This window comes from Gordonia sp. PS3 (genome assembly GCF_041950545.1).
Taxonomy (GTDB): domain Bacteria; phylum Actinomycetota; class Actinomycetes; order Mycobacteriales; family Mycobacteriaceae; genus Gordonia; species Gordonia sihwensis.
The window spans coordinates 3,257,875-3,280,510 of record NZ_CP169524.1 but is presented as its reverse complement, the minus strand read 5'-3'; the positions used below and the strand labels follow the sequence as shown (position 1 = coordinate 3,280,510).

Annotated in this window: 24 protein-coding genes; 14 read left to right on the top strand and 10 right to left on the bottom strand. The window is 68.9% G+C overall.

What is annotated here, in order from left to right; all coding sequences use genetic code 11:
• Positions 1-116 precede the first annotated feature (116 nt).
• The 6 genes from hemL to ccsB are packed head-to-tail and all read left to right on the top strand — an operon-like array spanning position 117 to position 6,191.
• Positions 117-1,475 carry a glutamate-1-semialdehyde 2,1-aminomutase gene (gene hemL, locus ACE11G_RS15175; RefSeq protein WP_006894311.1) on the top strand — a complete coding sequence of 453 codons (1,359 nt, stop codon included), beginning with the start codon at positions 117-119 and terminating at the stop codon, positions 1,473-1,475.
• Positions 1,472-2,098, top strand: coding sequence for a histidine phosphatase family protein (locus ACE11G_RS15170; protein WP_006894312.1), 627 nt, complete (start codon positions 1,472-1,474; stop codon positions 2,096-2,098). Before hemL ends, ACE11G_RS15170 begins: the two co-directional genes overlap by 4 nt.
• Positions 2,095-2,709 (top strand): TlpA disulfide reductase family protein, encoded by a 615-nt coding sequence (locus ACE11G_RS15165; RefSeq protein ID WP_006894313.1) that lies wholly within the window; start codon positions 2,095-2,097, stop codon positions 2,707-2,709. The genes ACE11G_RS15170 and ACE11G_RS15165 overlap by 4 nt, the downstream gene beginning before the upstream one ends.
• Positions 2,706-3,515 (top strand): cytochrome c biogenesis CcdA family protein, encoded by an 810-nt coding sequence (locus ACE11G_RS15160; protein WP_006894314.1) that lies wholly within the window; start codon positions 2,706-2,708, stop codon positions 3,513-3,515. The genes ACE11G_RS15165 and ACE11G_RS15160 overlap by 4 nt, the downstream gene beginning before the upstream one ends.
• The gene (locus ACE11G_RS15155) at positions 3,512-5,140 is read left to right on the top strand and encodes a cytochrome c biogenesis protein ResB (RefSeq protein WP_006894315.1); all 1,629 of its coding nucleotides are present in this window, start codon (positions 3,512-3,514) and stop codon (positions 5,138-5,140) included. Before ACE11G_RS15160 ends, ACE11G_RS15155 begins: the two co-directional genes overlap by 4 nt.
• Positions 5,141-5,174: 34 nt before the next feature.
• Complete coding sequence (ccsB, locus tag ACE11G_RS15150) at positions 5,175-6,191, top strand: c-type cytochrome biogenesis protein CcsB (protein WP_006894316.1); 1,017 nt, start codon at positions 5,175-5,177, stop codon at positions 6,189-6,191.
• Between the two features lie 36 nt (positions 6,192-6,227).
• On the opposite strand, the gene ACE11G_RS15145 is transcribed toward ccsB, so the two are convergent.
• Together ACE11G_RS15145 and ACE11G_RS15140 are read right to left on the bottom strand one after the other, a co-directional pair.
• Entirely contained in the window at positions 6,228-6,392 is a 165-nt protein-coding gene (locus ACE11G_RS15145; RefSeq protein WP_006894317.1) for a hypothetical protein, read from the bottom strand.
• Positions 6,393-6,533: 141 nt separating this feature from the next.
• Positions 6,534-6,755, bottom strand: coding sequence for a BldC family transcriptional regulator (locus ACE11G_RS15140; RefSeq protein ID WP_006894318.1), 222 nt, complete (start codon positions 6,753-6,755; stop codon positions 6,534-6,536).
• 234 nt (positions 6,756-6,989) lie between these two features.
• On the opposite strand from ACE11G_RS15140, the gene ACE11G_RS15135 reads away from it, so the two are divergent.
• From ACE11G_RS15135 to ACE11G_RS15110, 6 genes are read left to right on the top strand one after another with little or no spacing between them, the layout of a single operon-like run.
• Positions 6,990-7,319 (top strand): DUF4229 domain-containing protein, encoded by a 330-nt coding sequence (locus ACE11G_RS15135; protein WP_039866578.1) that lies wholly within the window; start codon positions 6,990-6,992, stop codon positions 7,317-7,319.
• Positions 7,320-7,328: 9 nt separating this feature from the next.
• Positions 7,329-8,435 carry a PLP-dependent cysteine synthase family protein gene (locus ACE11G_RS15130; RefSeq protein WP_006894320.1) on the top strand — a complete coding sequence of 369 codons (1,107 nt, stop codon included), beginning with the start codon at positions 7,329-7,331 and terminating at the stop codon, positions 8,433-8,435.
• A gap of 30 nt (positions 8,436-8,465) precedes the next feature.
• Positions 8,466-9,149, top strand: coding sequence for an ABC transporter ATP-binding protein (locus ACE11G_RS15125; protein ID WP_006894322.1), 684 nt, complete (start codon positions 8,466-8,468; stop codon positions 9,147-9,149).
• A gap of 1 nt (position 9,150) precedes the next feature.
• Complete coding sequence (locus tag ACE11G_RS15120; RefSeq protein ID WP_006894325.1) at positions 9,151-11,676, top strand: FtsX-like permease family protein; 2,526 nt, start codon at positions 9,151-9,153, stop codon at positions 11,674-11,676.
• Positions 11,677-11,728: 52 nt separating this feature from the next.
• Positions 11,729-11,995 (top strand): helix-turn-helix domain-containing protein, encoded by a 267-nt coding sequence (locus ACE11G_RS15115; RefSeq protein ID WP_375002741.1) that lies wholly within the window; start codon positions 11,729-11,731, stop codon positions 11,993-11,995.
• The gene (locus ACE11G_RS15110) at positions 11,988-12,716 is read left to right on the top strand and encodes a Clp protease N-terminal domain-containing protein (RefSeq protein WP_006894327.1); all 729 of its coding nucleotides are present in this window, start codon (positions 11,988-11,990) and stop codon (positions 12,714-12,716) included. Before ACE11G_RS15115 ends, ACE11G_RS15110 begins: the two co-directional genes overlap by 8 nt.
• A 21-nt stretch (positions 12,717-12,737) precedes the next feature.
• Here the strand turns inward: ACE11G_RS15110 and ACE11G_RS15105 are convergent, their stop codons facing one another.
• Complete coding sequence (locus ACE11G_RS15105; RefSeq protein ID WP_006894328.1) at positions 12,738-13,607, bottom strand: 1,4-dihydroxy-2-naphthoate polyprenyltransferase; 870 nt, start codon at positions 13,605-13,607, stop codon at positions 12,738-12,740.
• Between the two features lie 167 nt (positions 13,608-13,774).
• Here ACE11G_RS15105 and ACE11G_RS15100 point away from each other — a divergent pair, with 167 nt between their 5' ends.
• Positions 13,775-15,100, top strand: a complete 1,326-nt coding sequence (locus ACE11G_RS15100) for a PE-PPE domain-containing protein (RefSeq protein ID WP_375002738.1) — start codon at positions 13,775-13,777, stop codon at positions 15,098-15,100.
• A 4-nt stretch (positions 15,101-15,104) separates the two neighbouring features.
• Here the strand turns inward: ACE11G_RS15100 and menE are convergent, their stop codons facing one another.
• The 5 genes from menE to ACE11G_RS15075 are packed head-to-tail and all read right to left on the bottom strand — an operon-like array spanning position 15,105 to position 18,470.
• Positions 15,105-16,265, bottom strand: a complete 1,161-nt coding sequence (gene menE / locus ACE11G_RS15095; RefSeq protein WP_039866636.1) for an o-succinylbenzoate--CoA ligase — start codon at positions 16,263-16,265, stop codon at positions 15,105-15,107.
• The gene (locus tag ACE11G_RS15090) at positions 16,262-16,603 is read right to left on the bottom strand and encodes a DUF3349 domain-containing protein (RefSeq protein ID WP_006894337.1); all 342 of its coding nucleotides are present in this window, start codon (positions 16,601-16,603) and stop codon (positions 16,262-16,264) included. The genes menE and ACE11G_RS15090 overlap by 4 nt, the downstream gene beginning before the upstream one ends.
• 10 nt (positions 16,604-16,613) lie before the next feature.
• The gene (locus ACE11G_RS15085; protein WP_006894341.1) at positions 16,614-16,925 is read right to left on the bottom strand and encodes a DUF3349 domain-containing protein; all 312 of its coding nucleotides are present in this window, start codon (positions 16,923-16,925) and stop codon (positions 16,614-16,616) included.
• 34 nt (positions 16,926-16,959) lie between these two features.
• Positions 16,960-17,232: a hypothetical protein gene (locus ACE11G_RS15080; protein ID WP_006894343.1), complete on the bottom strand. Its 273-nt coding sequence runs from the start codon at positions 17,230-17,232 to the stop codon at positions 16,960-16,962.
• A 26-nt stretch (positions 17,233-17,258) separates the two neighbouring features.
• A complete protein-coding gene (locus tag ACE11G_RS15075) occupies positions 17,259-18,470 on the bottom strand; it encodes an inorganic phosphate transporter (RefSeq protein ID WP_006894345.1) in 1,212 nt (403 codons plus the stop codon).
• A gap of 270 nt (positions 18,471-18,740) precedes the next feature.
• On the opposite strand from ACE11G_RS15075, the gene ACE11G_RS15070 reads away from it, so the two are divergent.
• Positions 18,741-19,802, top strand: a complete 1,062-nt coding sequence (locus ACE11G_RS15070) for an LLM class F420-dependent oxidoreductase (RefSeq protein WP_039866581.1) — start codon at positions 18,741-18,743, stop codon at positions 19,800-19,802.
• A 10-nt stretch (positions 19,803-19,812) separates the two neighbouring features.
• Here the strand turns inward: ACE11G_RS15070 and ACE11G_RS15065 are convergent, their stop codons facing one another.
• Positions 19,813-21,465 (bottom strand): MFS transporter, encoded by a 1,653-nt coding sequence (locus tag ACE11G_RS15065; RefSeq protein ID WP_006894348.1) that lies wholly within the window; start codon positions 21,463-21,465, stop codon positions 19,813-19,815.
• Positions 21,466-21,567: 102 nt separating this feature from the next.
• The gene (locus ACE11G_RS15060) at positions 21,568-22,521 is read right to left on the bottom strand and encodes a 1,4-dihydroxy-2-naphthoyl-CoA synthase (protein WP_006894349.1); all 954 of its coding nucleotides are present in this window, start codon (positions 22,519-22,521) and stop codon (positions 21,568-21,570) included.
• Positions 22,522-22,636 lie beyond the last annotated feature (115 nt).

The following is a 22,636-nucleotide window of genomic DNA, read 5'->3' as shown; positions in this document are numbered from 1 at the left end:
CGTGCCTGAGGCCCCTTTAGCGCACCAACCTGGGAATATGCTCAGAACCGGCACTGCGGTGTGACGGAGTAGGCAGCGATTGGGCCGAGCGGCTCTGATTTGGAACACTGGAGGCCATGGCCGCACCTCTCGACGATCCCGTGCAGAACACCGCCGTCAGCGCACAACTGTTCAAACGGGCGTCGCAGGCGGTTCCCGGAGGAGTGAACTCGCCGGTCCGCGCCTTTTCGTCGGTCGGCGGCGATCCGCGTTTCATCACGCGAGCGCAGGGCTGGAAGCTCACCGACGCCGACGGGAACGACTACGTCGACCTCATCTGCTCGTGGGGACCGATGATCCTGGGTCACGCGCATCCGGCGGTCGTCGAGGCGGTGCGAGAGGCCGCCCGGACGGGTCTGTCGTTCGGCGCGCCGACCGTCGGTGAGATCGAGTTGGCGGAGGAGATCATCGACCGAGTCGATCCGGTCGCGCGCGTCCGGCTGGTCAACTCCGGCACCGAGGCGACGATGTCCGCGGTCCGGCTGGCGCGCGGGTTCACCGGCCGCGCCAAGATCGTCAAATTCGCCGGCTGCTACCACGGGCATGTCGACGCCCTGCTGGCCGACGCCGGCTCGGGTGTCGCCACGCTCGGCCTGCCGACCTCGCCGGGCGTCACCGGAGCCGCCGCGCACGACACGCTCGTCCTGCCGTACAACGATCTCGCCGCCGTGGAACGGGCGTTCGCCGAGCACGGTCCCGACATCGCCGCCGTCATCACCGAGGCCGCCGCTGGCAACATGGGCGCCGTCGCGCCGGTCGCCGGGTTCAACGAAGGGCTGCGGCGCGTGACCGCCGACAACGGCGCGCTGCTCATCATGGACGAGGTGATGACCGGCTTCCGCGTGAGCCCGGCCGGTCACTACGGTCTCGACGGTGTGGCCGCCGACCTCTACACCTTCGGCAAGGTGATGAGCGGAGGGCTGCCCGCTGCCGCGTTCGGCGGTCGGTCGGAGGTGATGGACCACCTGGCTCCCATCGGCCCCGTGTACCAGGCTGGGACGTTGTCCGGCAACCCGGTGGCGGTCGCCGCCGGTCTCGCCACCCTGCGCAATGCGACCGCCGATGTGTACGCCGCACTCGACGCCAACGCCGACCGTCTCGCGACGATGATCGGCGACGCCCTCACCGAGGCGGGCGTGGCGCACCGGGTCCAGAAGGCCGGGAACCTGTTCAGCGTCTTCTTCACCGATCCCGACGACCCGGCCGATACGCCGATCGTCGATTACGACGGCGTCAAGGCCACCCAGACCTGGCGCTTCGCACCGTTCTTCCACGCATTGCTCGCGCGCGGCGTCTACCCGCCGCCGAGTGCCTTCGAAGCGTGGTTCGTATCCGCAGCGCTCGACGACGAGGCCTTCTCGATCATCGCCGACGCACTGCCGGCCGCCGCGGCTGCCGCGGCCGCCGCGAGCAATCCCGGGGAGGGAGTCCGATGAAGACGATCGTCCACCTGATGCGCCACGGCGAGGTGCACAATCCCGAGGGCATCCTCTACGGCCGTCTCCCCGGCTACCGGCTGTCGGACACGGGCCGGGCCCAGGCTCAGCTGGTGGCCGATACGCTGGCCGACCATGACATCACCCATGTCTTCGCGTCGCCTCTGCAGCGGGCGCAGGAGACGGCGACGCCGATCGCGAAGGCTCACGGCCTCGAGATCACGACGGTCACCGATCTGATCGAGGCAGACAATCAGTTCGAGGGTCTGAAGGTCTCGGTCGGCGACGGCGCGCTCAGCAAGCCACGGCACTGGCTCAAGCTGCGGGACCCGTTCACCCCGTCGTGGGGTGAGCCGTACATCCAGATCGCACACCGCATGCTGGCCGCGGCCAGCACGGCGCGTGACGCGGCGCGCGGACACGAGGCGATCTGTGTGAGCCACCAGCTGCCCGTGTACACGCTGCGCCGCTTCCTCGAAGGCCAGCGCCTCTGGCACGACCCGCGGGTGCGGCAGTGCTCCCTGGCCTCGCTGACCACGCTCATCTACGACGACGACGCCCTGGTCGACATCGTCTACTCGGAGCCGGCCGGCGAATCGGACCCCCGGGTCACGGGAGCATGACCGGCGGTCGGGCGAGGCCGGGCCGGCGGACCGCCGCCGCACTGTGCGCGGTCATCGCCGCGGCGGGCCTTCTCGCGGGATGCAGCACCGGCGACGACGCGGTCGCGACGGAGAACGGCAATCAGTTCGTCTCTCCGGGCGGTAAGACCGTCATCGAATACGACCAGGGTTCGCGCCGTGACATCGGCGATGTCAGCGGCGAGGATCTGACGGGCGACGGCACCGTGAAGTTCTCGGACTTCAAGGACAAGGTGATGGTCGTCAACGTCTGGGCGTCCTGGTGCCCGCCGTGCCGTACCGAGTTCCGCGACTTGGAGAAGGTGTACGACGAGACCAAGGACCGCGGTGTTCAGTTCGTCGGCATCAACTTCCGGGACTCACGGTCGAGCGCGCAGGACTTCGTGACCGATCGCAAGGTCCCGTACCCCTCGATCTACGACTACGGCGGCGCCAGCCTGGCCGCGCTCGGCGTCCCGGTGGGAGTGGTGCCGACGACGGTGATCCTGGACCGGCAGCACCGCCCGGCCAAGGTCTACTTGCGTGCGATCACCGAGGACGAACTGCGTGATGCGGTCGTCAAGGTGGCCGAGGAAGGTCCGGCGCCGCAATGACCGAGACTCACCTGGCCGATCTGGGCGCCTCCTTCGCCGGAACGGTCACCAGCGGCCCGCTGCTGCTCGCGCTCGGGGTGTGCATTCTGGTCGGCCTGATCTCGTTCGCCTCTCCGTGCGTGGTGCCGCTGGTCCCCGGATACCTCTCGTACCTCGCCGGGCTGGTCGGCGCCGAGGCACCGGCGGTGAGGGCCGACGAGGACCGCAAGGCCGGACGCTGGCGCGTGGTGGGGGCGGCCGGGCTCTTCGTCCTCGGCTTCACCATCGTGTACGTGCTGGCCACCGCCGCGCTCTTCGGCGTCACCTCGGTGTTCCTGGACACCGACCGGCTGCAGCTGATGCAGCGCATCGGCGGCGTGTTCACCATCGTCATGGGCCTGGTGTTCATCGGCATGATCCCGTTCCTGCAGCGTGACAAGCGGATGACGCCGCGCCGCTACTCCGGCGTCATCGGCGCCCCGATCCTCGGCGCGGTGTTCGCGGTCGGCTGGATCCCGTGCAGCAGTGCGACGCTCGGCGCCGTGATCGGCGTCGCGATGAGCACCGACGGCAACACCCCGGTCCGCGGTGCGCTGATGGTGGCCGCGTACTGCTTCGGACTCGGCATCCCGTTCATCGTTCTGGCCTTCTCCTCGGCCTGGGCGGTCCGCAGCCTCGGCTTCGTCCGCAGGCACGCGCGGACCATCCAGATCATCGGCGGAGTACTGCTGATCGTCGTCGGCGTGATGCTGGTGGGCGGCTGGTGGAACGAGTTCGTGGACTGGATCCGGATGTCCCTGATCACTGACGTGGAGCTGCCCGTATGACCCAGCCCGTCCGACCGTCCGTCCTCTCGCGGTTCGTCGTCGCCCCGCTGCGCAAGACCTGGCGCGGACTGACCTCGATGCGTACCGCGCTCGCGCTGCTGTTCCTGCTGGCGCTGGCCGCGATCCCGGGGGCGCTGCTCCCGCAGCGCGACCTCAACGAGCAGAAGACGCTCAAGTACATCGCCGATCACGGCACGCTCGGCACCTGGATGGACCGCCTGCAGCTGTTCGAGGTGTTCTCCTCGGCCTGGTTCACGGCGATCTACCTGCTGCTGTTCATCTCGCTGGTCGGCTGCCTCACGCCGCGCACCTGGGAGCACTACAAGGCGCTGCGGACCCGGCCGGTCAAGGCCCCGCGGAACCTCGCCCGGATGCCCCGGCACATCACCGAGACCGTCGACGGCGAGCCCGCCGAGGTGGCCGATCGGATCACCTCGAATCTGCGCGGCTGGCGGACCGAGGTCCGCACCATCGAGCCGTCGGCGCGGTACCCGAAGGGTGCGGTGGAGGTCTCCGCGGAGAAGGGCTACCTGCGCGAGTTCGGCAACCTGGTGTTCCATTTCGCGCTGTTGGCGCTGCTGGTCACGATCGCCGTCGGCAAGCTCTTCGGGTACGAGGGCAGCCGAACGCTGGTCGCCGACGGCGACCAGGTGCTCTGCAACACCTCGACCGCCGTATACGACTCGTTCCGGTCCGGATCGATGGTCGACGGGACCGGGCTCAAGCCCTTCTGCATCCGCATCGACCACTTCGAGGCCAAGTTCCTGCCCAGCGGGCAGCCCGACATGTACGACGCCACGATGGCGTACACGACCGATGTGACGGCTCCGCCGAACACTTGGCCGACGACGTCCGTCCAGGTCAACAAGCCGCTGAGGATCGCAGGCGACCGCGTGTACGTGCTCGGCAACGGATTCGCTCCGACGTTCACCGTCACCTTCCCGAACGGCCAGACCAGGACCGAGACCACGCCGTTCATCCCGCAGTCGACGCAGACCATGCTGTCGGAGGGCGCGGTGCGGTTCGACACCCCGGCGGGCCTGTATCCCGACGAGGACGAGCGCCGCAAGCACCAGGTCGCGATCGAGGGGCTGTTCGCCCCCGACGCGGTGTTCCCGCACGCGAACCTGCTCGACTCGGTCTCGCCGGTTCCGAACAAGCCCGCGGTCGCCATTCGCGTGTACCAGGGTGACACCGGACTGGACACCGGCCGTCCGCAGAACGTTTACTCGCTGGACCAGACCCTGATCGATCAGGGCCGGCTCAAGCAGAAGGCGTCGGTGAACCTGTCGCAGGGGGCGGACACCGTTCTCCCCGACGGCACTCGGGTGCGGTTCGACGGCTACCAGCGCTGGGTGTCGGTTCAGGTCTCGCACAATCCGGCGCAGACCGGCGTGCTGATCTCCGCGATCGTGATGGTCGCGGGCCTGGTGGTCTCGCTCATGATCCGGCGCAGGCGTATCTGGGCTCGGATCGTGCCTGGTGCCGACGGCGATGAACGACGTACTGTAGTAGAAGTGGCCGGCCTGGCCAGGACCGACCAGGCGGGTTGGGGCGACGGATTCGAAGAGCAGGCTCGCGGACTGCTCAAGACGGATGCGCCGAAGAACCGGGCCAAGCTCTGATGGCTCCGGTGTGGGATGAGATGAGGAAGCGTTCATGAACGACGACGCCGGCTACGTCAACGAGACACTGGCCCGTTACTCGGACTGGCTCTACGCCACCAGCATCACCGTGTACGTGATCGCCATGCTGATGTTCCTCGGAGCGCTGGCGGCGGCACGGTACGCGAAACTGGACGAACGCCGTGAGGAACTCGTCGGTGCGAGCGTCGGGGGATCCTCGTCCGACGACCGGATGCCCGGACGTGTCGCCGGACCCGCGCCGCGGCGGTCGCTCGGCGATCGGCTCGCCGCCATGGCCTACCCCGTGGTGTGGGTCGGGTTCCTGGCGCACCTCGGATCGATCGTGCTGCGCGGCATGGCGACCGATCGTGCGCCCTGGGGCAACATGTACGAGTTCATCTCGTTGACCTGCGTCGCCTGTGTCGGTGCCGGTCTGGTGGTGCTCCGCCGGAAGGAGTCGCGGCCGCTGCTGAGCTTCGTCCTCATCCCGGTGGTCCTGCTGATGTTCATCGCGGGCCGCTATCTGTACACGCAGGCCGCGCCCGTGGTGCCCGCGCTCAAGTCGTACTGGCTGGCGATCCACGTCTCGATCATCTCGATCTCCTCGGGCGTGCTGCTGGTGGCCGGTGTGGCCAGCATCCTGTACCTGGTGAAGAACCGATGGCCCGCAGTCGGGAGCGAGGCGGACGAGCTCGCCACCGGTGTCGGCGCGTCGCTGCGCCGGCTGCTCGATCATCTGCCGAGCGCCGACGCGCTCGACCGCACCGCGTACAAGTGCACCGTGATCGGATTCCCGCTCTTCGGTCTCGGCATCATCTTCGGTGCCATCTGGGCCGAGGCCTCGTGGGGCCGCTTCTGGGGCTGGGACCCGAAGGAGACGGTGTCGTTCATCGCGTGGGTGATCTACGCGGCCTACCTGCACGCTCGCGCGACGGCCGGATGGCGCAACGCCTCCGCGTGGATCAACGTCGCCGGCTTCGTGGCCCTGCTGTTCAACTTGTTCGCGATCAACCTGGTCGTGTCCGGACTGCACTCCTACGCCGGACTGTAGGAATACTCCGGACTGTAGGAACAGCGCCCGTCAGGATCAGCGTTCGTCGAGCCTGCGCAGGAAGTCCGGGTCGTCGTCCGGTCCGCGGGGGACGCTGGACCGGTCGGAACGACCGGTCTGGTCCTGCATCCGGGACTCGACCAGCCGCCACGACAGGTAGGCGGCGACGATCACGACCAGGACTACGAACAAATACGGCACGACCGCACTACCTCCTGACGCACGACCACTGCGCGCACGCGCGTGGAATCGCTGTCAGCCAGGCTACCGGAGAAAGAGCGATGCCCGGTCCGGGCATCGGCCCGAACCGGGCATCCCGAAGGACGTTCCGGCCTCGCGAGGTCAGGAGCGGTTCAGGAGCTCCACGACGTCGGCCTCGCGGAAACGACGGTGACCGCCCGGGGTGCGAATCGACTTGAGCACGCCGGACGAGGCCCAGCGGGCCACCGTCTTCGGGTTCACGTTGAACATCGCGGCGACCTGACCGGGCGTCAGGTTGTGCTGCGTCGCGAGAGCGGGGGTGATCATCCCGGTGTCGGCGGAGTTGTCGGCGAGTGCAGTCATCAGGTTCTCCTTGTCCTAGCTGGGCTTCGGTCACTGCGTTTCGGTAACACGGGCGCGTACGCCGCTAGACACCACAAGTACACGCATTTGTGCTGGTTGCTCGAACAGTCAGGCGTTGGTAAAGAGTCCGTAATGTCTGATGGGCCTCGATTCTTCGCCTTGCCCACGCTGCCCGATCGTGTCGTACGAACGGTGTATTCGCAGGTAGGCGCGCGACGCCAGTACCCTGGCTGTATGACAGATGAACGAGAAGACTCCGGCACCGCCGGGTCGAAGCCCCCTGCGACCATGACGACGTTGGCCGGAGCGGTGGCGCTGTACACGATCGCCCGGCTCGCACTCGTCGTCGTCATCGCGCTGGTGATCATCTTCGGCGCCAAGATCGTCGGAGTCGAGGTGCCGGTACTCGTCGCGGCGGTCTTCGCGGTGCTGATCGCGCTGCCCCTGGGCATGGTCGTCTTCAAGTCGCTTCGCCTCCGGGTGAACGATCAGATCGCTCGAGTCGATGAGCAGCGGGCGGCGCAGCGCACCGACCTGCAGGCTCGGCTGCGCGGCGAGGACTGACGGTACGACGTGGCGACTCGGGTTGTGGAGCGGACGTACGACCGCAGTTGGACCAGCCGGGCGGTACGGACCATCGAAGCGGATGCGCGGCGCAGCGCGGACACACATCTGCTGAAGGTGGACCTGCCGGACTGGGCGGCGCGCGGCGACGGCATCGACCTCTATCTGAAGGACGAGTCCACGCATCCGACCGGATCGCTCAAGCACCGGCTGGCGCGGTCACTGTTCCTCTACGCCCTCTGCAACGGCTGGATTCACGAGGGCACCACCGTCATCGAGGCATCCTCGGGTTCCACCGCGGTGTCGGAGGCGTACTTCGCGAAGCTGATCGGCGTCCCGTTCATCGCGGTGATGGTGAGCGGCACCTCGCCCGCGAAGACGCGGCTCATCGAGGCCGAGGGCGGGATCTGTCACTTCGTCGACTCGCCCTCGGAGATCTACAGCGTCGCCCAGCGACTCGAGCGCGAACTCGGCGGCCACTTCATCGACCAGTTCACGATGGCCGAGCGGGCCACCGACTGGCGGGGCAACAACAACATCGCCGAATCGGTGTTCGCACAGATGGAGGCCGAACGCCATCGGATTCCGGAGTGGATCGTCGTCGGCGCGGGCACGGGCGGCACGTCGGCGACCTTCGGCCGGTACCTGCGCTACCGGCAGCACCCCACGCGGCTGTGCGTGGTGGACGTGGAGAACTCCGTCTTCCTGCCCGCATACGAGACCGGCGACGGAACCCTCACCTCACCGGGGGCCTCGCGGATCGAGGGCATCGGCCGCCCGCGAGTCGAGCCGTCGTTCGTCTCGCAGGTGATCGACCGGATGATCGCCGTTCCCGACGCGGCCTCGATCGCGGCGATGCGCTTCCTCAGCGACCGTCTCGGCCGCCGGGTCGGCGGATCTACCGGCACCAACTTCTGGGGTGTCTGCTCGCTCATCGGTGAGATGACCGGAAAGGGCCGCTCCGGCAGCGTCGTGTCGCTGCTGTGCGACAGCGGCGACCGCTACGATCACACCTACTTCAACGACGACTGGGTGGCCGAGCAGCGGCTCGACCTCGGCCCGCCGACGGCGGCTCTCGAGCGGTTCTTCGAGACCGGAGTGTGGTCGGCCGGCTGACGTCGCGGAGTCCTGCGGAGGGAGGCGATCGTGGCCGTCGTCGAGGCGTCGGGACTGGTTCGCGAGTACCGGATGGGCACGGAGGTGGTCCGCGCCCTCGACGGGGCGTCGCTGACCCTGGACGGCGGGCAGTTCGTCTCGGTGGTCGGCCCCTCGGGAGCGGGCAAGTCCACGCTCCTGCACATCATCGGCGCGCTCGACACCCCGACCTCCGGCACCATCCGCGTGGACGGTACCGATCTGGCGGCGCTCGGCGACGACGAGGCCTCCGAGTTCCGGCGACGGCGGGTCGGGTTCATCTTCCAGTTCTTCAACCTCGTCCCCACGCTGACCGCGTGGGAGAACGTGGCACTCCCGATGCTCCTCGACTCGAAGTCGTTGCGGAAGGCGCGTCCGCGTGCCGAGGAACTGCTCGGCCGAGTGGGTCTGGGCGGGCGAGTGAACCACCGTCCGTCGGAGCTCTCGGGCGGCCAGATGCAACGGGTGGCGATCGCACGGTCGCTCATGATGGGTCCCAAGATCCTGCTGGCCGACGAACCGACCGGCAACCTCGATTCGCGCACCGGCGCCGAGGTGCTCGATCTGCTCGCGTCCGTGGCGCACGACGAACCCGACCGCCTGGTGTTGATGGTGACCCACGACGAGAACGCCGCCGCGGTCTCCGATCGGATCGTCACCGTCCGCGACGGCAGGATAGACGGGCGGCCCGCCTGACATGGGCGGGCTCGCCGCGGGACTGACGCGTGTCCGGATCCTCAATCTCCGGGAACTGGCCGGGCACAAGCTGCGGGTGGCGACGTCCCTGGCCGTGGTGCTGATCTCCTCGGCGCTGTTGGTGGCCGTCCTCGGCACGTACGGATCGATGTCGGAGTCGGTGCGGGAGTTCAGCGCCGCGGTGGCCGGCGACGCGACCGTGGAGGTGGCCGCGATCGCCGACAGCGGGGTGGACGCCGCGATCGCGGGCGAACTGCGCCGCGACGTGCCGGACGCCCGAGCCGTGGTACCCCTGGTGCGCGACACCGTGCTGCTCGACGGGCGCCCGACGGTGCTGCTGGGGTCGGATCTGAACGCGCTATCGCTGTCGAGCGGGCTGCGCGCGGCCGTCGGCGCCTCCGGCGGCGGAATCGACGCCGACCGCCTCGACGACGGGATCGTCGTCGGCGCGGCGACCGGTCTGCGCCAGGGGCAGCGACTGACCGTGTCGGGGATCCCGGTGGCCGTGGTCCGAGTGGTCGACGACCAGGCCGCGACCGCGTTGAACGGCGGACGGTTCGTATTCGCCTATCTCGGTCTCGCGGAGCGTCTCGCCGGACTGAACGGTGCGGTCGACTCGATCCTCGTCGTCCCCGGCCCCGGCGTCCCGGAGGCCCGGTTGCGCGCGCAGGTCGCGCGGGTGGTCGACGGCCGCGCGAGCGTGGTGGATCCGGATTTCCGGGTCGCGCAGGTCGAGACGGCCAACTCGGTGACGCACGATTCCACCCTGCTCGTCTCGCTGGTCTCCCTGATCATCGCGGCCTTCCTGGTGTTCAACATGATGAACATGGCGGTCGCCTCTCGCAGGCAGTCGCTGGCGATGGTGCGGGCGCTCGGGGCGCGGCGCAGGCACCTCGTCGGCGATCTCCTGGCCGAGTCGGCGGTCCTGGGCCTCGTCGGCGGTGCGGCGGGGGTCCCGGTCGGGGTGCTCGCGGGACGGTGGATCGTCGGGCGGTTGCCGGACACGTCCGAGACCGTCGGGGTGGCCGTCGGGTATCACCTGCCGGCGTACGCACCGGTGGTCGCGGTGGCCGCCTGTGTGGTCGCATGCGTCGGCGCGACCGTCCTGGCGGCCAGATCGGTGTTCGCGGTGGCACCGGTGGAGGCGATGGTTCCGGGTGAGGCGGCAGACGCCCGGCCGCCGGCCGCGGGACTGCTGATCGCGAGCGGAGTCGCGGGGGCGGCGACGATCGCGGTGGCCTGGGTCGTCGCCGAGACGGTGCCGGGACGTGCCGCGATCGTCGCCGGCGCCGTCTACTCGGCCGGCGGGCTCCTTCTGTGCTTCGCGCTGATGCCGTTGCTGGTCCGGGCGGTGGTCGGTGCGTCGAACCGCCTGCGCGGACCCGGCCGGCTCGCCGCGGTCAACAGCGAACGCGCACCGCGCCGCGTGTGGGCCACCGTGATGACGGTGGCGGTGGCGATCGCCGTCGGCGTGGGTATCTCCGGTTCGCTGAACAACCTGATCGGGTCGATCTCCAGTTCGCTCACCGGGCTGTCGGACCCCGACTTCTACGTCTCCTCGCGCGACGCGGACTCGATGCCGCTCGGGCCCGCGCTCGACCCGGCCATCGCACAGGAGGTCCGTGCCGTTCCCGGCGTCACCGATGTGGTGGGCGGACAGTGGGCGACGGTCAACATCGCCGACGCGCGCGTCCTGCTCCAGGGCCTCGAACCGGGTGCCGCGGCGCCGTTCGTCCGCAAGTCCTCGCAGGATGCGGTCCGCGAGACCCTCGCCGGGCGGGGCATCCTGCTCTCCGAGGTCCTCGCACGATCACTCGGGGTGCGGGTGGGCGATACCGTTCGACTCGCGACCCCGTCCGGTTACCGCGAACTGGTGGTACGCGACATCGTCGACTACGTGGCCATCGACTCGGGGGTGGGCGCGGTGGCGAACCGGCTCCTGAACGAGTGGTTCCGGCGCGACGGCGATACCTACCTGCAGGTCACGGTGGCGCCGGGCGCCGATCACGAGCAGGTGCGCGAGCGGCTGACCGCGATCGCGGCGCGGCATCCGGGCCGCGGAGACTGGCCGGTCCATGTGTACACCGGGCAGGAGGCGCTCGTCGCTACCGAGCGGAGCGCCCAGCAGGCCGGTGCCTTCACCGTCGCGATCCAGTGGATCGTCGCCGGGGCCGCGGCCGTCGCGCTCCTGAACACGCTGCTGCTCTCGGTTCTGGAACGACGCCGGGAACTCGCTGTGCTGCGGGCGATGGGTGCCTCGCGTCGCTTCGTGTCGCGGATGGTGCTCAGCGAGGCCGCGTCGATCGCGCTGGTCGGCGCGGTGACCGGGCTGATACTCGGCAGCGGACTGCATGTGCTGGCCGACGTGATCCTCACACAGACCACGTCGATCGACATCCGGTACGCGCCGCAGTGGAGCGCCTTCGGTTACGTGGCGATCCCGGTGCTGCTCTGTCTGCTCGGCGCCGGGGTGCCCGCGATGCGGGCCTCGCGGATGAACATCTCGACTTCGCTTGTGGACGACTGAAGAATTGTCAATTTTTCTTGACAGGGCAATTCCGTCAAGATAAATTGACATCATGCACACAGACGAAAGCGTGAACAACCCCGATCCGATGGTTCGGTCGGCGGCCAGCGCCGACCCGGCGACGGGATTGAGTGTGGTTCGGGCGTTGCGGACTCTCGCCGACCGGCTCGAAGACGTCCATGTGGCTTCGGCGAGGTCGCAGGGATGGAGTTGGCAGGCGATCGCCGATGTCCTGCAGATCAGTCGTCAAGCGGTGCATCAGAAGCACTCGTATCGAGAGGTCGCGGAAGCGGCCGGAAAGGACGGCAACGATGTTTGACCGTTTCAACTCAGACGCACGCGCGAGCTTCATGTTCGCGGTGCAGGAGGCCAAAGACCTCGGAAGCCGGCAGATCGGCACCGACCACCTGATCCTCGGAATGCTGTGCAATGCTCGCAGTCCGCTGTTCACCGTGCTCACCGACCAGGGTCTGACTCTGGCGGAGGCACGGAAGGTGGTGCGAAACGACGACGACGGTCCCGTCGAGGACGTTCGCGACCGCTACGAAGAGGACCGGGAGGCCCTGCGCAGCATCGGCATCGACCTCGACAAGGTGCGCGAGGCGGTCGGCGACCGCTTCGGAGAGGACCTGTCGGAGGGCTGGGGGCAGCGCCCCGAGCGCGGCCGCGGCCGCGGCGGGCGGCCCCATCACGGACGTCCGCATGGGGGACCGGCATCGTTCGACGGCCCCGGTTTCCAGGCCCAGTTCGGTCCGGACGGAATCTGGTTCGGCGCCTGGGAGGGCGGCCGTGGACGCCGGGGTCCGCGTGGCCGCGGTCGCGGCGGCCGAATGTCGGAGGCGGCCCGCGAGGCGCTCCGCAGGGCCGCGATGACGGCCCGGGCCGAGAACGAGCGGGAACTCACCGTGGAACGAGTCCTCTTGGCGATCCTCGACGGCGCCGACCCGGCGGCGACCGCCGTGGTGGAGTCGGCCACGACCGTCGACGACCTGCGTGCCGCGGTGACGGCGCTGCTGCCCGAGGGCACCACCGCCGGCTGACGCCAGCCCATCGGGCTCGTCCTATGTCAGGGCGAGCCCGATCGCCGTCGCCACGGACCACACGAGCATCGCGATGCCGGTCAGCGCGAGCACCGGGATCAGGTCGCGTCCCTGGGCGCCGCCCAGGACCAGTCGCACCGGTTTGACGAGGGGGACGATCACCAGCAGGCCGGCAGCGGCGGCGGGGGCGACGACTGCGACGGCGACGCTGACGATCACCGGGATCACGCAGAGGAGCAGGTAGAACGTCCGGGTCCGGCGGTCGCCGAGCCGGACAGCGAGAGTGATCTTGCCCGATTCGGTGTCGCTCGGGATGTCGCGCAAGTTGTTCGCGACGAGGACTCCGCTCGAGAGGCTGCCGACGGCCACAGCGCAGCCGGCGCCGATCCAGTCCACGGAGCCCGCGGCGACGAACTGCGTACCGAGCACCGCGACGAGACCGAAGAACACGAACACGGCTATCTCACCGAAGCCGAGGTAGCCGTAGGGTCGCTTGCCTCCGGTGTAGAACCACGCGCCGGCGATGCAGACCGCTCCGACGAGCACCAGCCACCAGGCCGTCGCCACGGCGAGGACGAGTCCGCAGACCGCGCCGATGCCGAGTGAGATGAGCGCCGCGGTCTTGACCGCTCGCGGGCTCGCCAGGCGGGAACCCACCAGGCGCAGCGGACCGACGCGGTCGTCATCTGTGCCACGAATTCCGTCGGAGTAGTCATTGGCGAAGTTGACGCCTACGATCAGCGCCAGTGCGACGACCAGTGCGAGACCGGCCTTCCACCAGGTGACGTCACCGAGGTGGACGGCCGCGCCGGTCCCGGCGACCACCGGGGCGATCGCGTTCGGCAGGGTGCGCGGTCGTGCGCCTTCGATCCACTGAGTCACTGTTGCCACAGGCCACATCATCTCATCCCGGTGTCCCCAGGTCTGGTGTCGGTCACTCGACCGTCACTCTTCCAGGGACTGTCCGCGCAGGTCACGGCATGTTCTCATAGAATGCTGTCAGGTGCGTCCGAGGCTCGGTGCCGCGGACGCACAGTTCTGCGTCGGGGGAGAGAATCATGAAGCGCACACTTGCCACGTCGACGGCGATCTGCGGAATCTGTCTCGGACTGGCCGCGCCCGCCGCGGTCGCCGCGACACCCACTCCGGTCTTCCTGCCGTCGGTCGCCACTGCCGGTCCGGCGGTCACCGAGTACACCGATGTGCTCGGTGACTGGGTCCAGGGGGCGGACGACGACGCGCACGTCGTCGTCGTTCCCGGGACGGATGACGTCCGCTATCCGCGGATCAACGGAATCGTCGGGGGCCGTGAGTCGACGATCGTGACCTACCCCGAATCGTTCGGCCCGATCATCTCCGGGAAGTCGGGTCGGCTGCTGCCCTTCTTCGCGCCGACCTACGACCAGTCGCGCGACGTCGGCACCGCGAACACCCTCAGCGTGATGCGGGCGTTCCAGGACGCCGATCGGGTGGTGGTCTACACCGGTTACTCGCAGGGTTCCGACGCACTGGGCAACGCCGTGGAGCAGGCGGCAGAGGAGGGGCTGCTCGGATCCGACAGCACCATCCTGCTCGTCTCCGATCCGCGCGGGCCCTGGGGACTGAAATCGCGGCTGAGCCGAACCCCGTTCGCGACGCCGCTGATGGGCTTGTTCGGAGTCGACAACGACGGTGCCCGCAACCCCGCCGACTCCGCCGAGGTGAAGGTCGTTCAGGTCATCGTGCAGGGCGATCCCGTCGCCCACACACAGTGGATCTGGTACCGCCCCGTGGCTTCGGTCCTGGTCAACGCGGCGGGCTTCCTCGCGATCCACTCCGATCCGGGCGAGTACACCTATGCGCACATCGAGAACCTCGAGCACGTCAAGACCTTGCAGAGTGTCGAGGGGAACACCACCTACGAGATCTACGACACGTACCACCCGCTCGCGCTGCTGACCGCGATGGTCTATCGGGCGGTCGGGATCCAGGTGTCCCAGGAGCGGCTGGAGAAGTGGGACCGGGCAGCGGAGTCCTTCTATCCGACTCATGAGATCACCGCCGGCGATGCGGATCCGAAGGCTCCGGTGGTCGACGTCCCGCTCTCCTCCGGCGGAGCGCACCGGCTGCTCGACGCGAACGGCGAATGGGCCGAGCCGCAGCAGCGGAATGGTGCGACGTCGGACGGGCCGCGCCATGCGGCTCCCGAGACGAGCACGGTGGAGACCGCCCCCGAGGCGATTGCGCCTGAGAGCAGTGCGCCCGCGACGACTGCGCCCGAGACCGGTGTCGCCGCCCCGTCGTCGCAGTCCGACGACGCGGCCGAAACCGGTGCCGCGGAGGCGGACTCCGCGAACACGGCGAACCCCGCCGAGGAACCGACCGACGTTCCCGCGGCGGCGTGACGCGTCAGGCGAACCGTTCGCGCAACGCCCGACGATTCACCTTGCCGGGCCCGCGCAGCGGCAGTTCTCCGACGGTGAACACTGCGCGGGGGGCCGCGTAGCGGTCGAGGCGGTCGGAGACGAACTCGCGGACGTCGTCGAGTCCGGGGCGCCGGGCTCCGGGGACGGGGACGATCACCGCGACCACCTTCTCGCCGAGCCGCTCGTCGGGGACGCCCAGGATCGCGCAGTCGGCGACGCCGGGCATCTCGCCCAGGACCGTCTCGACCACCTGCGGGACCACGGTGAGGCCGCCGGTGGTGATCGCCTCGTCCGCCCGGCCGACGATGCGCAGAACACCGTCGTCGAGGACGCCGAGGTCGTCGGTGCGGAACCATCCGGGTTCGGCGAACGCCGGGTGGTCGGGCATGTTGCGGTAGCCGCGGGCCAGCGTCGCGCCGCCGAGGACCACCCGGCCGGGTTCGGCGCCGCCGGATCCGTCGATCCGGACCGTCGCGCCCGGCAGGGGCACGCCGTCGTACACGCAACCGCCGGCGGTCTCGCTCATCCCGTAGGTGCGGACGATCGGCAGGCCGGCGTCGAGTGCGCGGGCCAGGAGTGCCGGCGGGGTGGCCGCGCCGCCGACGAGAACGGCGTCCAACCGGCCCAGCGCCGCGACCGCGGCAGGCACGTCGAGAGCCTTGCGCAGTTGAGTCGGGACCAGCGAGGTGTATCGGCGGTCACCGGGCATGGCGGCGACGAGTCCGGGCAGTGCGGACGGGTCGAATCCGGCCGCGAGATCGAGTACGACGGGATCGTGACCGGCGGCGAGGGACCGCAGCATCACCTGCAGTCCCGCGATGTGGTGCGGCGGAAGCGCGAGCAGCCAGCTGCCCGGGCCGCCGAGCACGTCGGCCGTCGCCGTTGCGGAGGCGCGCAGGGAGGCGGCCGTGTGCACCGCGCCCTTCGGAGTGCCGGTGGTCCCCGAGGTGGACACGACGAGCGCGGCGTCGTCGTCGATGGGCTCGCCGAGCGCCAGGGCGTGCGAGAGCCTCTGCGTCTCGGCGTCGTCGCCGACGGGAAGCGGGAGATAGGCGGCGTCGCCGTCCAGGAGTGCCAGCAGGTCGCGGCGGGCCTCGAGGACGGCCGGTCCCGCCGGCAGTTCGAGCGGTTGCAGGACTCTCAGGACGGTTCCTCCGGGTTCTCGGGCCGATCGGGCGGCGCGAGCGGCTCGTCGTCGAAGGGCCACTCCGCTGCCTTCAGAGTCTGCCGTACCCGGTCGACGTCCTCCTGGCGGGGCAGTTCCTGAGTGACCTTGGAGATCTCGACGCCCACATCGATCCGGTTGATCGGCTCCGGAGCACGCGTGTCGACGAGCTCGAGAGCGACCTGCCTGATCTCGTCCTCGGTGAGCTGTCGGCGCAACAGCGCCAAGAGCGGCTGATAGTCGCGGCTCGGCACCCCCTCGGGATAGCCGGCGCGCAGCCAGCGGACCACGCCGCTCAGGAAGGAGGGGCGATCCATACTCCTCCGTTCAGTCCGATACCGGGACGCGATCGGTGAGCGGCCAGCCGGCGGCCGCGAGTCGTGCGGCGACCTGCCGCGTCTCCTCCTCGGACGGCGCCTGCTCGGTGACGGCGTGGATCGCGTCGCGGATCCGCTCGGGAGTCGCGGGAGTCTCGGTGCCGTGCTCCAGCGCGAGGCTCAGGATCACATCGGTGATCTCGCTCTCCGACAGAACCGGTCGGAGCAGTGCGAGCAGCGGCGGAAACTCGGTGGCGGGGACGCCTTCGGGGTACCCGGCGCGGATCCACTTGATGACGTTCTCAAACAGCGATGGGGGCATGGTGTCTCCTCGTGTCTTAGCGGTCGCGCAGCGGTCAGCTCTTGTAGGCGAAGTCCGGGAAGATCCTGAGATCGAAGTAGTAGTTCAGGGTCTGCCGGCAGATCCAGAGGATGCCGACGACGATGACGGCCGCGGTGAGGGCGAACATCAGGTATCCGATGATGCGGAGGACGGGGTTCGCGGGCTTGCCGAGATCGCCGTGCCCGGCTGCCTCCAGGCGCATACCGACGGCGAACAGTGCGGGCAGACCGGCGCCGAACAACAGCCCGACGGCGAGAACCTTGGTGATGGCGGAGACGATGTCCATGGAGGTGCCTTTCGCGGAAGCTGGGTTCAGGACTGTTCGGTGGCTGCGGGAACCGGCGAGTTCGTCGTCTCGTCCCAGTCGGCGTTGACGTTGTCGGCGTCGACCTTCTGCTGCTGAGCCCGGTAGTACATGTAGCCGGAGAGCCCGGCGAGGATCAGGAAGATGACGATCGCGCCCGGTGCGCCGCCGATCAGGCTGGCGAGCCAGTAGCAGAGGGCGCCGACCGCGGCGGCGGCCGGAAGTGTGGTGATCCAGGCGACGGCCATGCGGCCGGCGACGCCCCAGCGGACCTCCGCGCCCTTCTTGCCCAGTCCGCTGCCCAGGATCGATCCGGTGGCCACCTGAGTGGTCGAGAGCGCCATGCCGGCAGCGGAGGAGGTGAGGATGATCGCGGCCGACGAGGCCTCCGCGGCCATGCCCTGCGGAGCCTGGATCTCGACCAGTCCCTTGCCGAGCGTGCGGATGATGCGCCAACCGCCGATCCAGGTGCCCAGTGCGATCGCCCCGGCACACGAGAGGACCACCCAGAACGGCAGACCGTGAGCCACGCTTCCCGAATCCAAATGACCGGTGGCGATCAGGGCGAGGGCGATGACGCCCATCGTCTTCTGCGCGTCGCCGGTGCCGTGTGCGAGGGAGACCAGCGAGGCCGAGGCGATCTGACCGTTGCGGAAACCGCGTTCGCGCTTGCTCTCCGAGATGCCGTTGGAGATGGCGTAGATGATGAGTGTGCCGACCGAGGCCACGATGCATGCGATCACCGGAGCGAAGAGCGCGGGGACGATCACCTTCGCGAGGATCCCGTGCCAGTTGATGCCCGAGGTTCCGATCGCCGCCAGACCCGAGCCGATCAGGCCGCCGAACAGCGCGTGCGACGAACTGGACGGCAGACCGAAGAGCCACGTGAACAGATTCCAGAGAATCGCGCCGATCAGACCGGCGAAGATGATGATCAGCGCCTTGTTCGCGTCGAGACCGGCGACGAGTTCACCCTTGGCGTCACCGGACGTCTGCTGAATGTTCAGCACGTCCTTGGTGATGGTGGCGGCGACCTCGACCGAGAGGAACGCGCCGACCAGGTTGAGGATCGCGGAGAGACCGACCGCGACCTTCGGCTTCAGAGCGCCGGTCGCGATGGACGTCGCCATCGCGTTGCCGGTGTCGTGGAACCCGTTCGTGAAGTCGAAGCCGAGGGCTGTGACGATCAACAGCACGAGGATGAGCATCTCTGCGGTCATGCGACCACTATGACCGGGGAACCGTGGGTCGAGTCAACTCGCCCAAGGTCCGACTTTTGTGCTCTGACCTGCTAATTTCTGTTCTCCGGAGGTGCGTTAACGGAAAGTTCATCTGTCGGTGGGCTTCGCGCCACCGGGAGTTGCCGGTTGTTTCCGACGTCCCGGTGGAACAGAGGTGACCGGCAGGTGAACGCGGCCTCCGATCAGGTGGCGGCCGGACGCGGGCGGTCTCGCCGATCGCCGGTGAAAAACGTGTGCCAGAATCAGCCCATGACGCCGATGACGCTGGGCATGCCCATCAATTACGCGGGCGACTTCCGCGAGACCATCGATAATCTCCGGGACTTCGAGGGGGTCGGCGTCAGCCGGGTCACCGTACCCGAGGCCTACAGTTTCGACGCGGTCAGTCAGCTCGGGTACATCGCCGCGCGCACCGAGACGATGGAACTGCAGACCGGCATCCTGCCGATGTACTCGCGCACGCCAACCAATCTCGCCATGACGGCGGCCGGCCTCGACTACATCAGCGGCGGTCGTGCGGTTCTCGGCATCGGTGCCTCCGGTCCGCAGGTGATCGAGGGCTTCCACGGCGTCAAGTACGACTTCCCGCTCGGCCGGGCGCGCGAGAACGCCGAGATCTGCCGGAAGGTGTGGCGCCGCGAGCGCGTCGAGTACCGCGGTAAGCACTACCAGCTGCCGCTGACGAAGGAGGACGGCGGCAGCGGGCTCGGCAAGGCGCTGAAGATCATCAACCACCCCGTCCGTGACCGCATCCCGATGCTGCTCGCGGCGATCGGGCCCAAGAACGTCGAACTGGCCGCCGAGATGTTCGAAGAACTGCAGCCCTTCCTGTACCACCCCGACTACGTCGAGGCCGCCTTCGGTGAATCGCTGGCGGCAGGCAGGGCCAAGCGCGACCCGGATCTGCCGGAACTGCGCATCGTCATTCAGGCCAGTGCGCTGATCACCGAGGACGCCGACGAGATCGCGGCGGCGGAGAACGCGGTGCGGCACCACTCGGCGCTGTACATCGGCGGCATGGGAGCCCGCGGCAAGAACTTCTACAACTCGCTGGTCCAGCGGTACGGCTACGTCGACGAGGCCGCGCTGATCCAGGATCTGTATCTGGACGGCCGCAAGGACGAGGCCGCCGCGGCGATTCCCCAGGGTCTGATCGACGCGATCAGCCTCATCGGTCCGCGGTCGAAGGTCGCCGAGCAGGTCGAGCGGTTCCGCGCCAGCGGTGTCGGCGTGCTGCTGGCCTCGCCGGCCGCCGCGTCCCACAACCGCCGGGTGGAGGACATGCGGGTGTTGAAGGAACTCATCGGCTGAGCCCGGCCCGTCAGGTCCGCGCGGGTGCGGCGGCGGCGCGGCGCAGTCGTGCCGCGCCGAGGAAGCCCAGCGCGAGAAATGCGACGGCGACCACCATCGACCATCGGGTGGCGTCGGCGAATCCCTCCGAGAGTGCGCCGACCGCGGCGTCGGTCCGGTCGCCGAGCGGGCTGTGGACCCCCTCGGCGCGCAGCATCGTGATGGTGGTGCCCGCTGACTCGCGGGTGGCGGCGGCCACCTGGTCCGCGGCGGGGCCGCTGAAGCCGGCGTGGTCGAGTGCGGTCGGCAGGGTCGTCGCGAGTGCCACCGACAGCGCCGCGCCGGCGAAGGCCGTGCCCAGTGCCGATCCGACCTGCCGGACCGTGCTCTGGGTGGCCGACGCCTGACCGGAGTCGTCCACCGGAACGTCGCGGAGGACGGTCCCGGTGAGTTGAGCCGAAGCCAGCCCCAGACCGAGGCCGTAGAGGATCAACGGCAGCGCGATGATCCAGCCGGAGGTGGAGCTCCCGATCACCACTACGAGGATCAGGACCCCCGCGACTTCGAGACCGAGGCCGAGCAGCACCACGGCGGGGGCACCGAGCCTGGCCGCGAGGTGTCGTGCCATGGCGCCGGAGACGAAGGCTCCGATCGCCATGGCGGCCAGGACCAGGCCGGCCTGCATCACGTCGAGGCCGAGCGCGTTCACGAGGTACAGCGGCAGCGCGAAGATGATGCCGAACTCTCCGACCGCCACCGCGGCGGCGGTGACGTTGCCCCACGAGAACGTGGGCAGGCCGAACAGCCGGAGGTCGAGGATCGCCGACCGCCCGTTGTTCCGGCGATGACGCTCCCAGACGACGAACAGGACCAGAGCCGACGCCGCCACCGCGAAGGCCACCGGGACGATCGAGATCGGCGCCTGCTCGGGCCACCTCCATCCGAACACCTTCAGCTCGCCCTTCGGCGTCCACCATCCCAGGTCGGGCCCTTCGATCACGGCGAACACCAGTGCGCCGAAACCGATCATGCTGAGCATCGCGCCGTCGACATCGGCGCCGGGCCGATCGTCGCCGCCCTTCGATTCGGACACCGTGAAGATCGCGGCGATCGCCACGACGAGACCGAGCGGCAGATTGACGAGGAAGATCCAGTGCCACGACGCCCATTGGGTCAGGGCGCCGCCCGCGAGCGGTCCCACCGCCGCCGCGCCGGAGATCACCGCGCCCCAGACACCGAAGGCTGCGGCCCGGTAGCGACCGCGGAAGACGGCGTTCACCGTGGAGAGGGTCGAGGGCATGATGAACGCCGCGCCGACCGCCTGGACCGCACGGGCCGCAATCAGCGTGCCCGCCGACCCGGAGGCGGCGGCGAGCAGACTGCCGGCGACGAAGACGGTGAGTCCGAACAGGAACATCCGTTTGCGACCCCAGCGGTCGGCGAGTCGGCCCGTCGAGAGCAGCAGTGCCGCCAACACCACCGCGTACAGACTGTTGACCCATTGGGCGTCGGTGAGGTCGAGACTCAGGTCGCTGATGATCGCCGGCAGCGCGACGCCGACGATCGTTCCGTCGAGCACGATCAGGCCCAGCCCGACCGACAGGACGGCGAGGCCGATCCAGTCCCGGCGGGTGGGCGCTGAGGTGTTTGCGGGCAGGGTGGAACCGGGGGGAGCACCTGTCATGCGTCGATCTCACCAGATCGACCGGCTGCGCGGACCGTGTCTTGGTGTTAGGCCAAGATCAATCAGAAGGTGGATGCGCGGGCGGTCTCAATACTGGCGGGTCTAGTAGTAGTACGGGAACGAGTCCCAGTTCGGATCACGCTTCTCCAGGAAGGCGTCCCGGCCCTCGACCGCCTCGTCGGTCATGTAGGCCAGACGCGTGGCCTCGCCGGCGAAGACCTGTTGACCCATCAGCCCGTCGTCGGTCAGGTTGAACGCGAACTTCAGCATCCGCTGCGCGGTGGGCGACTTGGAGTTGATCTTCCGTGCCCATTCGACGGCCGTGTTCTCGAGTTCTGCATGATCGACGACGCGGTTCACGGCGCCCATCTGATGCATGGTCTCGGCGTCGTAGGCCTCGCCCAGGAAGAAGATCTCGCGGGCGAACTTCTGGCCGACCTGCTTGGCGAGGTAGGCGCTGCCGTAACCGGCGTCGAAGCTGCCCACGTCGGCGTCGGTCTGCTTGAACCGGGCGTGTTCCCGGGACGCGAGGGTCAGATCGGCGACCGCGTGCAGCGAATGGCCGCCGCCCGCGGCCCAGCCGTTGACGACCGCGATGACGACCTTCGGCATGGTGCGGATCAACCGCTGGACTTCGAGGATGTGCAGTCGTCCGCCCTCGGCCTTGACCCGCGCCTCGTCCACTCCGTCGACGGTCGCCGCGGTGACATCGGAATCGTGGCTGGTGGCGTACTGGTAACCGCTGCGGCCGCGGATGCGCTGGTCGCCGCCGCTGCAGAAGGCCCAGCCGCCGTCCTTGGGCGACGGGCCGTTGCCGGTCAGAAGCACTGTGCCCACGTCCGGGGTCCGACGCGCGTGGTCGAAGGCTCGATAGAGCTCGTCGACCGTGTGCGGTCGGAAGGCGTTGCGGACCTCGGGCCGGTCGAACGCGATGCGGACGATGCCGTTGGCGCGGCCTTCACCGGTGTGCCGGTGGTAGGTGATGTCGGTGAGGTCCTCGAAGCCGGGGACGGTGCGCCATGCGGACGGGTCGAAGGGGCTGGAGTCGGTCGTCATGTCTTCCGAGCCTAGTTGGAGCCCGGTCGGCGCGAGTCGGCGTGGGCGGCGACGGTGACGGGGTGGTCTGCCGGCACCGATGCAGTGGCGCTCAAGTCCGTCGTTGGGAGTGCGA

Coding starts and splice junctions, on each gene's coding strand:
- ACE11G_RS15085 (WP_006894341.1), bottom strand. CDS start 16,925: ATGCCCCCATCGCTGTTTGAGAACGTCATCAAGTGGATCCGCGCCGGG.
- ACE11G_RS15120 (WP_006894325.1), top strand. CDS start 9,151: ATGGGCGGGCTCGCCGCGGGACTGACGCGTGTCCGGATCCTCAATCTC.
- ACE11G_RS15115 (WP_375002741.1), top strand. CDS start 11,729: ATGCACACAGACGAAAGCGTGAACAACCCCGATCCGATGGTTCGGTCG.
- ACE11G_RS15070 (WP_039866581.1), top strand. CDS start 18,741: ATGACGCCGATGACGCTGGGCATGCCCATCAATTACGCGGGCGACTTC.
- ACE11G_RS15090 (WP_006894337.1), bottom strand. CDS start 16,603: ATGGATCGCCCCTCCTTCCTGAGCGGCGTGGTCCGCTGGCTGCGCGCC.
- ACE11G_RS15135 (WP_039866578.1), top strand. CDS start 6,990: ATGACAGATGAACGAGAAGACTCCGGCACCGCCGGGTCGAAGCCCCCT.
- ACE11G_RS15170 (WP_006894312.1), top strand. CDS start 1,472: ATGAAGACGATCGTCCACCTGATGCGCCACGGCGAGGTGCACAATCCC.
- ccsB (WP_006894316.1), top strand. CDS start 5,175: ATGAACGACGACGCCGGCTACGTCAACGAGACACTGGCCCGTTACTCG.
- ACE11G_RS15080 (WP_006894343.1), bottom strand. CDS start 17,232: ATGGACATCGTCTCCGCCATCACCAAGGTTCTCGCCGTCGGGCTGTTG.
- ACE11G_RS15160 (WP_006894314.1), top strand. CDS start 2,706: ATGACCGAGACTCACCTGGCCGATCTGGGCGCCTCCTTCGCCGGAACG.
- ACE11G_RS15100 (WP_375002738.1), top strand. CDS start 13,775: ATGAAGCGCACACTTGCCACGTCGACGGCGATCTGCGGAATCTGTCTC.
- ACE11G_RS15065 (WP_006894348.1), bottom strand. CDS start 21,465: ATGACAGGTGCTCCCCCCGGTTCCACCCTGCCCGCAAACACCTCAGCG.
- ACE11G_RS15140 (WP_006894318.1), bottom strand. CDS start 6,755: ATGACTGCACTCGCCGACAACTCCGCCGACACCGGGATGATCACCCCC.
- ACE11G_RS15060 (WP_006894349.1), bottom strand. CDS start 22,521: ATGACGACCGACTCCAGCCCCTTCGACCCGTCCGCATGGCGCACCGTC.
- ACE11G_RS15075 (WP_006894345.1), bottom strand. CDS start 18,470: ATGACCGCAGAGATGCTCATCCTCGTGCTGTTGATCGTCACAGCCCTC.
- ACE11G_RS15110 (WP_006894327.1), top strand. CDS start 11,988: ATGTTTGACCGTTTCAACTCAGACGCACGCGCGAGCTTCATGTTCGCG.
- ACE11G_RS15155 (WP_006894315.1), top strand. CDS start 3,512: ATGACCCAGCCCGTCCGACCGTCCGTCCTCTCGCGGTTCGTCGTCGCC.
- hemL (WP_006894311.1), top strand. CDS start 117: ATGGCCGCACCTCTCGACGATCCCGTGCAGAACACCGCCGTCAGCGCA.
- ACE11G_RS15165 (WP_006894313.1), top strand. CDS start 2,095: ATGACCGGCGGTCGGGCGAGGCCGGGCCGGCGGACCGCCGCCGCACTG.